The following is a 15223-nucleotide window of genomic DNA, read 5'->3' as shown; positions in this document are numbered from 1 at the left end:
GCAGCTGTCAGCGGCGGTCAGCTGCCGGTGCCTGTGTCCGTGCCCGGACCGGTGCCTGTGTCCGTGCCCGGATCCGTGCCCGTGTCCGCTTCTGTGCCCGGGTCGGTGTCCGAGTCCGGGTCGATGCCGGTGTCCGTGCCTGTGTCCGTGCCGGCGTCCGGGTCGGTGCCCGTTTCCGAGTCGGCGTCCGGGTCGGTGCCCGTTTCCGGACCGACGTCCGAACCGACGTCCGAACCGACGTCCGAGCCGACGTCCGAGTCCGGGTCGATGCCTGTGTCCGGGCCGGTGCCCGTTTCCGAGTCGGTGTCCGAGCCCGTGCCACCGCCGGCGTCCGGGCCCGCAGCCGGATTCCCCAGGTCCACGACCTCGCCCGCCGGTGGGGCCACGGCCTTCACCGGCTTGTTGTAGTCGGTGAAAACCATCGTGCCGGGCTCGTCGCCGCCGGTTTTGACCACCTTCAGCAGGTACGGCTCACCTTCCTTGGCCACGTACAAGGTCGTCGTCTCGTCGGCCTCCTTCTTCACCAGGGTCGTCGCGGGCCGGCCTGCGACCTCGGCGTCCGGCCCCTTGACCATCCCCTTGCGGTCCGACTTCGTCCTGTCCATCTCGGCGAGCATCGCCTTGAGGTCACAGATTCCGCCCATGTCCTTCGCGCTGCCCGCCGGCATCTTGATCCAGCGGCCCTTCAGCAGGTTGACCGCACTGTCGCCCCCCGGGACGGCGGAGCCGTTCTGGGCGAGCGAGGCATGCCAGAACTTCTCGTCGGCCTTCATGTACATGGCCTTGTCGACCTGGCGCAGCTCTGCCCTGCCGCCCTCGATGCCCAGCTTGCCCGTACACGTATTCCGGTTGTCCACCGCGAGGTCGACAGACATCAGCATTTCGTCGCTCTTGATCTGGCCCGTCATCCTGACGGAACGGGCCGCCTTGGTGGCCGCGACCGCCTTCTCGGCGATCTGATCGGCGGTCAGGCCCGCGAGCGGGTCGGCCGTAGCCTTGGCGGCGGCCGGCGGAGCCTTCTTCATCTCCTCGGAGCCGCTCTTGGCCTTGATGTCACCGTCAGTGGAGCAGCCCGCCAGCGCGGCGGTCGCGGTTGCAGTCGCGGTCGCGCAGACCACCGCCGCCAGCAGGGACTTCCGTTTGGCCGCCATGTGTCTCCCCTTGCAGATCCGCTTGCCGTCTTGCCGTCGCATGCCGATGCGACGGCCGTGGACCTTCATTGGATGCAATAAAAGGTGACGAAGTGTGGCAAAACACCGATCATTCCACTATTTGGCGGCCTTCCGGCTGCACGCTGCACGAGGCGCGGAAGGAACAGTGGGTGCAGTGCTGCCCGCTGGCCGGCGTGAAGCGTTCGTCGAGTACGCGTCCGGCGGCGGTGGCGAGCAGATCTCCGACCCATTCGCCGGAGAGGGGTTCCTGGGCCTGAATCTTGGGGAAGTCGTCGCCGCCCTCCTTCTTGGCGGCAGCCTGGCGCAGCTGTACGAGTTCGGCGCCGCCGGGCTCCGGGCGCCGGCCGTCGAAGGCCTCGTCGACCGCCCCCTCGCGCACGGCGAGCTGGTAGACGGCGAGCTGGGGGTGGCGCGCGACCTCGTCCCTGGTGGGCGCCTGCTTGCCGGTCTTGAAGTCGACGACGTACGCGCGGCCGTGTTCGTCCCGCTCGACGCGGTCCATGGAGCCACGGATCCGTACCGCGTACTCACCGGCTTCGAGCGTCACGTCGAAGTCGTGCTCGGTGGCGGCGGGGGCGCGGCCGCCGCGGTCCATGACGTGCCAGCGCAGGAAGCGTTCGAGCGCCACGCGCGCGTGCTCCTTCTCCTGCTGCGACTTCCAGGGTGCGTCGAAGACGAGGGCGTTCCAGACGGAGTCGAGGCGCTCCATGAGAACAGCGAGGTCGGCGGGGGTCTGCCCGGAGGCGACCTCGTCCGCGAGTACGTGGACGACGTTGCCGAAGCCCTGGGCGGCGGTGGCGGGAGCATCCGCCTTCACCTCGCGCCCCAGGAACCACTGGAGTGCGCAGGTGTTGGCGAGCTGGTCCAGTGCGCTGCCGGAGAGAGTGACGGGCTGGTTCCGGTCCCGGAGGGGGATCGCGCTGTGCGTCGGGTCGTACAGGCCCCACCAGCGGTAGGGGTGGGCTGCCGGTACGAGCGGCTGGCCCTCCTCGTCGGTGAGCGCGGCGAGACGGGCCAGGCGGTGGGCGGCGGCGTCGCGCAGTGCTTCGCTCGCCTGCGGGTCCACGGTGGTGGCGCGCAGCTCGGCGACGAGCGCGGCGACGGCGAGAGGGCGGCGCGGGCGACCGGTGACGTCCTTGGGCTCTGTGCCGAGTTCGGTGAGGAAGCGGGAGGGCTGGTCGCCGTCGTCGGCGGGGGCCTTGACTGCGGTGACGACGAGGCGGTCGCGGGCGCGGGTGGCTGCGACGTAGAAAAGGCGGCGCTCCTCGGCGAGGAGGGCGCCGGGGGTGAGGGGCTCGGCGAGGCCGTCCCGGCCGATGCGGTCGGCCTCGAGGAGGGAGCCGCGGCGGCGGAGGTCGGGCCAGAGACCCTCCTGTACGCCGGCGACGACGACCAGGCTCCATTCGAGGCCCTTGGAGCGATGGGCCGTCATCAGACGTACGGCGTCGGGGCGGACGCTTCGCTTGGCGAGGGTGTCGGCGGCGATGTCCTGGGCGTCCAGCTCTTCCAGGAAGTTGAGGGCGCCGCGGCCGCCGGTGCGTTCCTCGGCGCGGGCGGCGTTGTCGAAGAGGGCGCAGACGGCGTCGAGGTCGCGGTCGGCGTTGCGGCCCGGCGCGCCGCCGCGGAGGGCGGCGCGCTCCAGGCGCTGGGGCCAGGGGGTGCCGTCCCACAGCTGCCACAGGGCCTCTTCGGCGGTGCCGCCGCCTTCGAGGAGCTCGCGCGCCTTGCGCAGGAGTGCGCCGAGGCGCTGCGCACCGCGGGCGTACGCCGGGTCGTGCGCGACCAGGCGCTCGGGTTCGGCGAGGGCGCGGGCGAGGAGTTGGTCGGAGGGCGGGGGTACGCGATTGCCCCCGGCGCGCTCCTCGTCCCGGAGGGCGCGCCCGAGGCGTCGGAGGTCGGCGGCGTCCATGCCGCCGAGGGGGGAGGCGAGGAGGATGAGGGCGGTCTCGGTGCTCAGCCAGGGGGCCCGGTCTGGGGTGGGGGTGGAGGCGGGCTCCGGATCAGGGTCGGGTTTCGGCTCGGGAACAGGCTCCGGCTCGGGCTCCGGATCAGGGTCGGGTTTCGGCTCGGGAACGGGCTCCGGCTCGGGCTCCGGATCAGGGTCGGGTTTCGGCTCGGCGGTGAGCTCAGGCTCCTCCTTCGCCGCCGCGGCCCCGGCGCCGTCCGCGCCGGAAGCGGCCGACAGCACCACCGCAGAAGCACCTGAGCCCCCGGCCGCAGCCCCGGCCGACGACGTAGCTGAAAGGGCACCAAGGACTTCGGCCTCGGTGCCCGCCCGGTCGAGCCGCGCATCCTGCGTCGACAGCACGTCGGACAGCCCCGTCCCGGACAGCCCCGTCCCGGACAGCCCCGCCCCTGGTGTCGGGGGCGCCTCCGGCTGTGGGCGGGTTGCCGCCGAGGCCACCGCGCGGAGGGCCGTCAGCAACGGGGAGACCGCCGGTTCGTGGCGCAGCGGGACGTCGTCGCCGTCCGTTTCCAGAGGGACGCCCGCCGAGGTGAGGGCACGGCGGAGTGAGGGGATCGTACGGCCGCCCGCGCGGACCAGGACGGCCATCTCGTTCCACGGGACGCCCTCCTCCAGATGGGCGCGGCGCAGGATGTCGGCGATGTTGTCGAGCTCGGTGGAGGCCGTCGGATAGGTGTACGTCTCGACCCTGCCGCCCTCCCGGACCGCCGTCAGCTCCCGGTGCGCGCGGACCTTCTCCGACGGGAGACGGGTCAGCGGCATCCGGCGGGTCAGCAGCCGTGTGGAGGCCAGCAGTTCCGCGCCGCTGCGGCGGGACGTCGTCAGCACCTCCACCCCCGACGGCCTGCCGTCCGCGTGCCGGAACGCGTCCGGGAAGTCGAGGATGCCGTTCACGTCCGCGCCACGGAAGGCGTAGATCGACTGGTCCGGGTCACCGAAGGCGACCAGCGTCCTGCCCTGCCCTGCCAGCGCCTGCAGCAGCCGCACCTGGGCCGGGTCGGTGTCCTGGTACTCGTCCACGAACACCGCGTCGTACGGAAAGTGGTGCGGCGCGCCGATCCGTTCGGCCAGCAGTACCGCGCGGTGCACCAGCTCCGCGTAGTCCAGCACCCCCTGCATGTCCAGAACGTCCAGGTACTCCGCGAGGAAGGATGCGGCCGCCCCCCAGTCGGGGCGGCCGGTGCGGGCCGCGAAGCGCGCCAGGGAGTCGGGGCCGAGGCCCAGCTCACGGCTCCGGGCGAGCACCGCCCGTACCTCGTCGGCGAAACCACGTGTGGTGAGGCACGCCCGCAGCTCGTCCGGCCACTGGTGCCGGGCCAGCCCCTCGCCCTCCAGATCGAGCTGGCCCGCCAGCAGCTCACGTACGGCGACGTCCTGCTCGGGACCGGACAGCAGCCGCAGCGGTTCGGAGAAGAGATCGGCGTCCTGGTGGGCGCGGACCAGGGCATAGCAGAAGGAGTGGAAGGTCGTCGCCTGCGGGCCGTGCGCGCCGCCGAGCCGCAGCGCCATCCGGTCGCGCAGCTCCACCGCCGCCTTACGGCTGAAAGTGAGCACCAGGATCCGCTCCGGATCCGCCCCCTTCGCCACGCGCGCGGCGACGGCCTCCACCAGCGTGGTGGTCTTCCCGGTGCCCGGACCTGCGAGAACGAGCAACGGCCCGTGACGGTGGTCAACCACTGTGCGTTGAGTTGCGTCCAAGAGAGGAGGATCCACCGGGCCCGGCGGGGTACGTACCAGCCGGTACGCGCCCGGGGACCGCCGCCGTACCTGATGCTGGTACGTCGTACGCCCGGTGGTGGAGGAGGAGCTCACGTGGATCGCCGGTCCTGGTGGGTGTGCTGGTGGTGATGGAGCGGTCCGTGCCGCGTGCGGGAGACGCTACGCGAGCGCGGCGCGGGGGCGCAGCGAGTCCGCCGCGTACCCCGTACGGTCCTCGGGGTGTCCGCGACACCGCCGATTGGCGGAAGCTGTCATATGTGAGCGCTGTCGCCGGCACCACCACCGCCGTCCCATCGCGCGCGCCTCATGTCGAGGCGCGGCACGTGGCCGTCGGCGCTGCGCGCGGCCTCCCGCAGCGGTGTTCCCTCCGTGCGGTACTGCTCCAGGGCGCTCAGCTCATGGCCGGGCAGCAGCGCGCCGTCCGAGCGCACCACCCGCCACCAGGGCACCGCGCCGCCGTACAGCGCCATCACCCGTCCGACCTGGCGTGGTCCGCCGTCCCCGAGCCACTCCGCGATATCCCCGTACGTCATCACCCGGCCCGGCGGGATCAGCTCGGCGACTTCCAGCACCCTCTCCGCGTACTCCGGCAGCTCATCCATCCGACCCATCCTGCCGCACGCCACCGACAACGCCACGAACCGTGGGCCGGGCAGCAGGCAGAGCGGGCGCCAGGAGGCAAAGGGGCCCATCTTGCGCACCTCAAGCCCCCGCAATGCACCCTGATGCCCCCCTCTGTCGTCCGCTCGTGCCACCATCATGCGGGCGGTGACTGGTGATACGAGATCAAGAAGAGACCGAGACGGCTAAGGAGCAGGGCGTGCAGCCTTCGAAGGCGGCAAGCACCCCTGCGTCCGAGTCGTACCCGGACGCACCCGTTCCGCAGACCGGATCCGATGCCGACCACGACACGGGCAACGGCACGGACGCAGGTACCGGCAACGGCGACGCAGGTGCCGGTACCAGCAACGGCGACGCAGGTGCCGGTACCAGCAACGGCACGGAGGCAAGCACCAGCAACAGCACCGGCAAGGCGGCAAACACCGGCACCGGCACCGATCAGCAGGCCGACGTGATCCGTGCCGACCGCGTCTCGGGCGACGAGCCGCTGCTCGCCGCCCGCGTGCACCGCCCCTCCGATCTGATGCGGCTGCTCATCGGCGTTCTGGCGATCGCCGTGGTCCTCGCCGTCGCCGCGTTCGCCCACGGCACCACCTCGGGCCTCGAGCAGGACATCAACAAGGGCACCGGCCAGGCCCCCGACCTCCTCGTCAAGATCGCCGGTCTGGCGTCCAGCATCGCCGTGCTGCTCGTCCCCGTCGCCTTCGCGATCGAGCGGCTGATCAAACGGGACGGGCTGCGTATCGCGGACGGCGTGCTCGCCGCCGTCCTGGCGCACGGCGTCACCCTCGCCACCGACCTCTGGGTCGCCAAGGCCGCACCCGCCACCCTCCAGGAAGCGCTGACCCGGGCGCAGACCGACGGCGGTCTGACCGATCCCGTTCACGGATACCTCGCCCCCGTCATCGCCTATATGACGGCCGTGGGGATGGCCCGAAGACCACGCTGGCGCGTGGTGCTGTGGGTGGTGCTGCTGCTCGACGCCTTCGCGATGCTCGTCGCCGGTTACACCACACCGTTCTCGATCATCCTCACCGTGCTGCTCGGCTGGACCGTCGCCTACGGAACTCTGTACGCGGTCGGCTCCCCGAACGTCCGGCCCACCGGCCAGACCCTCCTCGCAGGTCTGCGCCATGTCGGATTCCGCCCGGTCACCGCGATGCGCGCCGAGACCGGCCCCGACTCCGCCGATCAGGGCGACCGCGGCCGCCGCTATCTGGTGTCGCTGGAGGACGGGCCACCGCTCGATGTCACCGTCGTCGACCGTGAGCAGCAGGCACAGGGCTTCTTCTACCGGGTGTGGCGGCGGCTGACGCTGCGCTCGATCACCACCCGCCGGTCCATCCAGTCACTGCGCCAGGCCCTGGAACAGGAGGCGCTGCTCGCGTATGCGGCGATCGCCGCCGGAGCCAACGCCCCCAAGCTGATCGCCACCTCAGAGCTCGGTCCCGACGCCGTGATGCTGGTGTACGAGCACCTGGGCGGCCGTTCCCTGGACTCGATGGCGGACGACGAGATCACCGACGACCTGGTGCGCGGCGCCTGGCGTCAGGTGAAGGCGCTCCAGTCGCGGCGTATCGCGCACCGGCGGCTCGCCGGCGACGCGATCCTGGTGGATCGTTCCGGCAAAGTGATCCTGACCGATCTGCGCGGCGGGGAGATCGCGGCAGGCGATGTGGTGCTGCGCATGGACATCGCACAGCTGCTGACCACCCTCGGTCTGCGGGTGGGCGCGGAGCGGGCGGTGGCTGCGGCGGTCGAGGTGCTCGGCCCGGACGCCATCGCCGACTGTCTGCCGCTGCTCCAGCCCATCGCGCTCAGCCGCTCGACCCGGGCCACCCTGCGCAAGCTGGCCCGCGAACGCTCGCAGCGCGAACGGGAGGCGGTGCTGGAAGCCTCCGCGGCCGCCAAGCGGGCCCGTACGGAAGAGGCGGAGGAGACGGACGAGCCGGCGGCCGACGTCCGCAAGGCCGCGCGCAAGTCCGAACGCGCGGAGAAGCAGGCCGACAAGAAGGCCATGGACGAGGCCATGGACGAGGCGCGCGAGGAGGATCTGCTCTCCCAGATCCGCCGGCAGGTGTTGCTGATCCGGCCCCAGGCGCCGGTCGAGCCGGTCCGCCTCGAGCGGATCAGGCCGCGTACGCTCGTCAGCTTCATCGCGGGCGCGGTCGCCGCGTACTTCCTGCTCTCGCAGCTCGCAGGCATCGACTTCGCCACGGTCTACGAACAGGCGCACTGGGGCTGGGTGGCCGCCGCGGTGATGTTCTCCGCGCTCAGCTACTTCGCCGCGGCGATGAGCCTGCTGGGGTTCGTCCCCGAGAGGGTGACGTTCATGCGGACGGTCGTCGCCCAGCTCGCCGGGTCCTTCGTCAAGATCGTCGCCCCGGCGGCGGTCGGCGGTGTCGCGCTCAACACCCGCTTCCTTCAGCGATCGGGCGTACGGCCCGGGCTCGCCGTGGCGAGTGTGGGCGCGTCCCAGCTCTTCGGGCTCGGCGCGCACATCATGCTGCTACTCCTCTTCGGCTACCTGACCGGTACGGAGCGGACGGCGTCGTTCACCCCGTCGAGGACGGTGATCGCGGGTCTGCTGACGGTCGCCGTGCTGGTGCTGGTGGTGACCGCGATCCCGTTCCTGCGGAAGTTCGTCTCGACGCGGCTGCGTTCGCTGTTCGCCGGGGTGGTGCCGCGCATGCTCGACGTACTGCAGCGGCCGATGAAGCTGCTCACCGGAATCGGCGGGATGCTGCTGCTGACCGGCCTGTTCGTGATGTGTCTGGACGCGTCGGTCCGGGCCTTCGGCAACGGCAGTCAGCCGCTGAGCTACGCGACCATCGCCGTGGTGTTCCTGGCGGGCAACGCACTGGGCTCGGCGGCTCCGACGCCGGGCGGTGTGGGCGCGGTGGAGGGCGCGCTGCTGGGCGGTCTGATCCTCGCGGGGCTGCCCAAGGAGGTCGCCGCGCCGGCGGTGCTGCTGTACCGGATGATGACGCTCTGGCTGCCGGTGCTGCCGGGGTGGTTCGCCTTCAGCCACCTCACGCGCAAGGGGTCGCTCTAGCGCCGGGGGCCGGCACCGGCGCCCTCACGGGCGCCCCGCAGGGGCCCCGGCCACCGCACGCACCACCCGTACGGACCACCCGCACGCGCGGCGGGCCCCCGCGGCGCACGATGGGCACATGGGCACCACCCGAGCGCGCGGTGCCCCGCGGCACCCGCCCACGCGGCACGCCCCCGCCCCCGCGCCGCACGCCACCCGCATGGACCGGCCGCACGCGCGGCGTGCGCCCCCGCGGCGCACGATGGGCGCATGCCGACCACCTCCTCCGGCCTGCGCGCCGCCGCCCTCGCTGCCTCCGTAGCCGTGCTGCTGGCCACCGTGGGCTGTTCCGGCAACGACGACCAGGCCGAGGACACGGACAAGGCGGAGGATCTCACCTCCCAGCAGCTGGACTGGCAGAAGTGCCCGGCTCCCTCCGCCGCGGAGGGCGGCGGGACCCCGCCCTCGCCGCTGCCCGACGGGGTCGCCTGGGAGTGCTCCTTCATGGACGTCCCGCTCGACTACGACAAGCCGGACGGCAAGACCATCGAGCTTGCCCTGATCCGTGCCAGGGCACGCAACGCGGACAAACGCATCGGCTCCCTCATCTTCAACTTCGGTGGCCCCGGCGGCTCCGGGGTCTCCACCCTGCCTCCCGCCGCGGCGGACTACGGGACCCTGCACACCCGCTACGACCTGGTGAGCTTCGACCCGCGCGGAGTCGGCCGCAGCGCCGGCGTGGAGTGCGAGGACGACAAGCAGCTCGACGTGTTCTTCGCGCAGGACGCGACCCCCGACGACGCCGCCGAGGAGCGGACCCTCACCGACAGTCTGAAGAGCTTCGCCGACGCCTGCGAGACGAACTCCGGCAACGAGCTCCCCTACGTCGGCACCACCAACGCCGCCCGCGACATGGATCTGATGCGCCAGGTCCTCGGCGACGACAAGCTCTACTACTTCGGCATCTCGTACGGCACCGAGCTGGGCGGCGTCTACGCCCACCTGTACCCGAAGAACGTCGGCCGGGCCGTCTTCGACGCCGTCGTCAACCCGACCCAGACCTCGGAGCAGGGCTCTCTCGGCCAGGCCAAGGGCTTCCAGCTGGCCCTCACCAACTTCGCCAAGGACTGCGTGGACCGCGGCGACGAATGCCTGCTCCCCGGCTCCACCCCGCAGGAGATCCAGAACGAGATCATCGCGCTCCTCACCAAGCTCGACGCCGCGCCCATCCCCGGCATCGGCGACCGGGATCTGACCCAGAGCCAGGCCACCAGCGGCATTGCGCAGGCCCTGTACTCCAAGGAGTACTGGGAGGTGCTGGAGCAGGGTCTCGACGAGGCCGACGGCGGCAACGGCGCGCTCCTGCTCGCGCTTTCCGACGCGATGAACGGGCGCAACCAGAACGGCCAGTACAGCAATCTTCAGGCGGCCAACGCGGCCATCAACTGCGTTGATTCCAAGGAGCGCTACACGATGGCGCAGGCGAAGGCACGGCTGCCGGAGTTCAGCAGGGTGTCCCCGGTCTTCGGCCCCTGGCTCGCCTGGGGTCTGACGAGCTGCACCGAGTGGCCGGTGCCGGGCGTCTGGACCCATCCCGACGTATCGGCCCCCGGCGCCGCCCCCATCCTCGTCGTCGGCACCACCGGTGACCCCGCGACGCCGTACGCGGGTGCGAAGGCGATGGTCGCCGCGCTCGGCAAGGGTGTCGGCATCGAGCTCACGTACCGCGGCGAGGGTCACGGCGCGTACAACGGCGGCAACAAGTGCGTGCAGCAGGCCGTGAACAAGTACCTCCTCGAGGGCAAGGCACCGGCAGCAGGGACCGTCTGCCAATGAGCCCGCCCCCGCCGACGCTTCCTCGGACGCCCGGATACCCGCCTAGGATGTCGAAACTGTCTTCGATAGCCCTGGGGGGCACGGGATGACCATTCGGGTACGGGCGGGGGCCCTGGCCGCAGTCACGATGCTGCTGGCGGGAATGGCCGTCGGCTGCGACAGCGGCAGCACGGACAAGGCGGGGGACGACGGCAAGAACGCCGAGCCGCCCGCTCCCTCCGCGAAGGCGCCCGCCGCGGGTGCGCCGCAGCAGCCCGCGCTGCCGGCGCTGTCCGCCGCGCTGACCGGCCAGAAGCTCGGCTGGAAGCGCTGTGAGGCGCCCGTCAAGGCGCAGGGCAGCCAGGCGAAGCCTCCCGGCAAGCAGTGGCAGTGCGCCACACTCAAGGCGCCGCTCGACTATCGCAAGCCCGCCGGCGAGACGATCGGCATCGCCCTGATCCGTGCAAAGGTCAAGGAGCCGTCGAAGCGGATCGGCTCGCTCCTGTTCAACTTCGGCGGTCCCGGTGGCTCCGGAGTCGCCGGGCTGCCCGGTGCGGCCGAGCGTTTCGCCACCCTGCACGACCGCTACGACCTGGTCAGCTTCGATCCGCGCGGGGTCGCGGAGTCCTCCGCAGTGACCTGCCGGAGCGACAAGGAGACGGAGAAGTCCCTCGGTCTCGACTCCACCCCGGACTCACCGTCGGAGGAGAAGACCTTCCTCGACGACTCCACGGCCTTCGGCGCGGGCTGTGCACGGCTGTCCGGCCGGGTACTGCCGCATGTCGGGACCACCAGCGCCGCCCGCGACATGGATCTGATGCGCCAGGTCCTCGGCGACGAGAAGCTGCACTACCTCGGCTTCTCGTACGGCACCGAGCTGGGCGGCGTCTACGCCCACCTGTACCCGAAGAACGTCGGCCGGCTCGTCCTGGACGCGGTCGTCGACCCCTCCGCCGACTACGCCGGGCACGCGCTCAACCAGGCCCGCGGCTTCCAGCGCGCCCTGGAGAACTACTTCAAGAGCCGGGACATCAGCGCCCAGGACGGCACCGCCCGCGTGGTGAAGCTGCTCGACAGGCTGGACCGCAAGCCGCTGCCGACCGCGGAGGACCGCAAGCTCACCCAGGGCCTCGCGCTCACCGGGATCGTCATGCCGCTGTACTCCGAGGAAAACTGGCAGTTCCTGACCAAAGCCCTGGACGAGGCCGAGAACGGCGACGGCTCCCGGCTGCTGCTGATGGCCGATGCGTACAACGACCGCTCAGAGGGTGGCAGTTACAGCACCCAGAGCCACTCGCAGCGCGCGATCTCCTGCGCGGACACCAAGGGGCGGGCGACGGCCGCCGAGGTCAGGTCCCGCCATCTGCCCGAGTTCACCAAGGTGTCGCCGGTCTTCGGCCCGTATCTGGCCTGGGACCTCGCGGGCTGGTGCGCCGACTGGCCGGTGCCCGGTGAGTCCGAGACGTCCGAGGTCGCCGCGGAGAGCGCGGCCCCGATCCTGGTCGTCGGCACGACGGGTGACCCGGCGACCCCCTACGAGGGCGCGAAGAAGATGGCCGACGAGCTCGGCGCGGGTGTCGGGGTGCTGCTCACCAACAAGGGCGAGGGGCACGGCGCGTACGGCAATGGCGCCTGTGTGACGCGGACGGTCGACGCGTATCTGCTGGACGGCAAGGTCCCGGCGAACGGCACGACCTGCTCATAGCGGCCCGGAGCAGCGCAGGAGCAGCGCAGAAGGGGCCACGGACCAGTACGTCGGTCCGTGGCCCCGCACACTGCAGCTGTCTCAGTAGATCGGCTTGTCCGGCTCGATCTGGTGCACCCAGCCGATGACGCCGCCGCCCACGTGCACCGCGTCCGCGAAGCCCGCCGACTTGAGCACCGCAAGGACTTCCGCACTGCGGACACCCGTCTTGCAGTGCAGGACGATCTTCTTGTCCTGCGGCAGGCTCTCGAGCGCCGTGCCCATCAGGAACTCGTTCTTCGGGATCAGCCTGGCGCCGGGGATCGAGACGATCTCGTACTCGTTGATCTCGCGGACGTCGATGATCTCGATGTTCTCGCCTTCGTCGATCCACTCCTTGAGCTGCTTGGGAGTGATCGTCGAACCGGCCGCCGCCTCCTGCGCCTCCTCGGACACGACGCCGCAGAAGGCCTCGTAGTCGATGAGCTCGGTGACGGTCGGGTTCTCGCCGCAGACCGCGCAGTCCGGGTCCTTGCGGACCTTGACCTGGCGGTACTGCATCTCCAGGGCGTCGTAGATCATCAGCCGGCCGACCAGGGGCTCACCGATACCGGCGAGCAGCTTGATGGCCTCGTTGACCTGGATGGATCCGATGGACGCGCAGAGCACGCCCAGCACGCCGCCCTCGGCGCAGCTCGGGACCATGCCCGGCGGCGGGGGCTCCGGGTAGAGGCAGCGGTAGCAGGGACCGTGCTCGGACCAGAAGACCGAGGCCTGGCCGTCGAAGCGGTAGATCGAGCCCCAGACGTACGGCTTGTTCAGCAGCACGCATGCGTCGTTGACGAGGTAGCGGGTCGCGAAGTTGTCCGTGCCGTCGACGATCAGGTCGTACTGGCTGAAGATGTCCATCACGTTCTCGGCCTCGAGCCGCTCTTCGTGGAGGACCACATTCACGTACGGGTTGATGCCGAGCACCGAGTCACGGGCGGACGCGGCCTTGGAGCGGCCGATGTCCGCCTGGCTGTGGATGATCTGGCGCTGCAGGTTCGACTCGTCGACCTCGTCGAACTCCACGATGCCGAGCGTGCCGACACCGGCCGCCGCGAGGTACATCAGGGCCGGGGAACCCAGGCCGCCGGCGCCCACACACAGCACCTTGGCGTTCTTCAGCCGCTTCTGCCCGTCCATCCCGACATCAGGGATGATCAGGTGGCGGGAGTACCTGCGGACCTCGTCGACGGTGAGCTCAGCAGCTGGCTCGACCAGGGGTGGCAGCGACACAGGAACCTCATAAATGCAGATGGTCGGTATGTCAGTACGGTTGTTCTCTCCGTAACACTGCCACGACCCTCCTCATTCCGAGACACCTGGTCCGATCTGCGAGACGATTTCGTCCCAGTAGCCGGGCAGTGCCTCGAATGGTGCGTTCTGTCCTTTCTGGCCGGCGCACTGATCGGCGCGTGCGGTCCGGTCGGTGAAGAAGATCGTCCCGGCACCCTGCCAGCGCGCGATGCGCGTGGCCTCCTCCAGGTGGGTGCGCGGCACCCCGTGGACAAAGTGCGCGAAGCGCTCCGGCGGGTAGTCCGCCGTCCACTCCGCCGCCTGGGACCAGCGGTAGTCGGTCCACGGCCCGGAGAAGGTGACCAGCTGGTCGGCGGCTTCGGCATAGCCGGGGTACGGGTGTGTGCCGTGCCCCAGCACCAGATGTCCGCCGTCCAGGACGGCCTCCAGCGTCGCCGTCGTACGCCGTACCTCCGCCAGGTCGGCGCGCTCCACCGGGCAGCGGTCCAGCAGAAAGCCGTCGGCCCGGTACCAGTCGAGGTAGTGGTGCGCGTCGGCGACGAGGTCCCCGAAGGAGCGCGACCCGTGCGCCATGTCGAGATGCCCGAGGACGCGTACGCCCGCGTTGCGGAGCCTGCCCGCAGCCTCCAGGCAGTGCGGGTCGGGGCGGGCGCCGGGTCCGTCCGCGACATTGAGGACCACCCAGTGCAGCGGTGTGCCGGGGCGGGTCAGTTCCGCCCATTCGACGGCGGCGACGAGCGGGTGGGCGTAGCCGGGGACACCGAAGCCGAGCCGGTCCGCGCCCGTCGCGGAGAGCTGGGTGCCGGTGGTGGTCAGATGCGGCATGCCGCCTCCATCCAGATATCGGCGAGGGACTCCTCGAGGTTGATGCGAGGACGCCAGCCGAGCCGGTCGCGGGCGGTGCGCACATCCGCCTGCTGCCAGCTGCCGCAGCCGTCGGGGTACGGCGACGGGGCAGCGGAGAGATGCTCCAGTACGGATTCGGAGCGCGGGGATCCGATGGTGGACCGTCCCGGCGGCGCGTCCAGTTCGTGCAGCGCGCCCGCGTAGCCGGCGACGCGGGCCAGGACGGCGGCCGCGTCCCTGAGCCGTACAGCACGTCCCGTTCCGATGTTGACGACGCCCTGTGCGGCGGAGAGCGAGGCGGCGTGCACGGCGCGCGCCACGTCGCGTACGTCGACGAAGTCGCGCTGCACGCCGAGGCCGCTGAGCTTGAGCTCGCCGTCGCCGGACTGCATGGCGCGGCGCATCGCCTCCGCGAGCCGGCCGAGCGGGGAGCCGGCCGGGGTGCCGGGGCCGACGGGTGAGAAGACCCGCAGTACGACGGCGTCCAGGCCGGCGCCGAGGACCAGCTCGGTGGCGGCGAGTTTGCTCACGCCGTACGGCCCGCCGGGGCGCGGGATCGCGTCTTCGGCGGTGGACGAACCCTGCTGGGACGGTCCGTACTCGGAGGCGCAGCCGAGCTGGACGAGCCGGGCGCCGCAGCCGCTGCGGCGCAGGGCCTCGCAGACGGTGGCGACGGCGACCGTGTTGTGGCGGGTCAGTTCGCGGGCTCCGCCGCGGGTGGCCCCGGCGCAGTTGATGACGACCCCCGGGTGGACCGCACCCAGGAAGCGGGTGAGCGCGCCCGGGCTGCCGCCCGCGAGGTCGAAGCGTACGTCGGCGTCGTCGCCGCGCCCGAGGGCGGTGAGGTGCACGGCCGGGTCGGCGAGCAGCCGGTCGGCGACGAAGCGGCCGAGGAATCCATTGGCACCGAGCAGAAGCACCCTCATCGCGCGGCCGCCCCTCGGTGCCGACGGGCCGGAGCTGGGGGTTGGGGGGTCATGTCGCTCTCTCCTTAGGGGTGTTGCTGTCGATGCCGGGGTCCGTGCCGCTGCTGGCGGGTACTGGTGCCGGGTGCGCCCTCGGTG

General features: G+C 71.3%; 9 protein-coding genes. 3 read left to right on the top strand and 6 right to left on the bottom strand.

The window, feature by feature from the left end; genetic code table 11:
* Positions 1-17 precede the first annotated feature (17 nt).
* From OG883_RS04800 to OG883_RS04790, 3 genes are all read right to left on the bottom strand, one after another.
* Positions 18-1151: a hypothetical protein gene (locus tag OG883_RS04800; protein ID WP_266535422.1), complete on the bottom strand. Its 1134-nt coding sequence runs from the start codon at positions 1149-1151 to the stop codon at positions 18-20.
* A 109-nt stretch (positions 1152-1260) separates the two neighbouring features.
* Positions 1261-4950 carry an ATP-dependent DNA helicase gene (locus OG883_RS04795; protein WP_266535421.1) on the bottom strand — a complete coding sequence of 1230 codons (3690 nt, stop codon included), beginning with the start codon at positions 4948-4950 and terminating at the stop codon, positions 1261-1263.
* Between the two features lie 158 nt (positions 4951-5108).
* A complete protein-coding gene (locus OG883_RS04790; RefSeq protein ID WP_266541235.1) occupies positions 5109-5468 on the bottom strand; it encodes an MGMT family protein in 360 nt (119 codons plus the stop codon).
* A gap of 209 nt (positions 5469-5677) precedes the next feature.
* Here OG883_RS04790 and OG883_RS04785 point away from each other — a divergent pair, with 209 nt between their 5' ends.
* The 3 genes from OG883_RS04785 to OG883_RS04775 all read left to right on the top strand — a co-directional run bounded on the left by OG883_RS04785 (position 5678) and on the right by OG883_RS04775 (position 12032).
* Positions 5678-8533: a flippase-like domain-containing protein gene (locus tag OG883_RS04785; RefSeq protein ID WP_266535418.1), complete on the top strand. Its 2856-nt coding sequence runs from the start codon at positions 5678-5680 to the stop codon at positions 8531-8533.
* Positions 8534-8782: 249 nt separating this feature from the next.
* The gene (locus OG883_RS04780) at positions 8783-10348 is read left to right on the top strand and encodes an alpha/beta hydrolase (RefSeq protein ID WP_266535416.1); all 1566 of its coding nucleotides are present in this window, start codon (positions 8783-8785) and stop codon (positions 10346-10348) included.
* A gap of 85 nt (positions 10349-10433) precedes the next feature.
* Complete coding sequence (locus OG883_RS04775; protein WP_266535414.1) at positions 10434-12032, top strand: alpha/beta hydrolase; 1599 nt, start codon at positions 10434-10436, stop codon at positions 12030-12032.
* 81 nt (positions 12033-12113) lie between these two features.
* On the opposite strand, the gene moeZ is transcribed toward OG883_RS04775, so the two are convergent.
* From moeZ to OG883_RS04760, 3 genes are all read right to left on the bottom strand, one after another.
* On the bottom strand, positions 12114-13292 hold the full coding sequence (moeZ, locus tag OG883_RS04770; protein WP_266535413.1) for an adenylyltransferase/sulfurtransferase MoeZ: 1179 nt from the start codon (positions 13290-13292) through the stop codon (positions 12114-12116).
* Positions 13293-13364: 72 nt separating this feature from the next.
* Complete coding sequence (locus OG883_RS04765) at positions 13365-14138, bottom strand: spherulation-specific family 4 protein (RefSeq protein ID WP_266535411.1); 774 nt, start codon at positions 14136-14138, stop codon at positions 13365-13367.
* A complete protein-coding gene (locus OG883_RS04760; protein ID WP_266535410.1) occupies positions 14126-15085 on the bottom strand; it encodes an NAD(P)-dependent oxidoreductase in 960 nt (319 codons plus the stop codon). Before OG883_RS04760 ends, OG883_RS04765 begins: the two co-directional genes overlap by 13 nt.
* Positions 15086-15223 lie beyond the last annotated feature (138 nt).

This window comes from Streptomyces sp. NBC_01142, from assembly GCF_026341125.1.
GTDB lineage: Bacteria > Actinomycetota > Actinomycetes > Streptomycetales > Streptomycetaceae > Streptomyces.
This window is presented reverse-complemented; position numbering and strand designations above follow the sequence as displayed.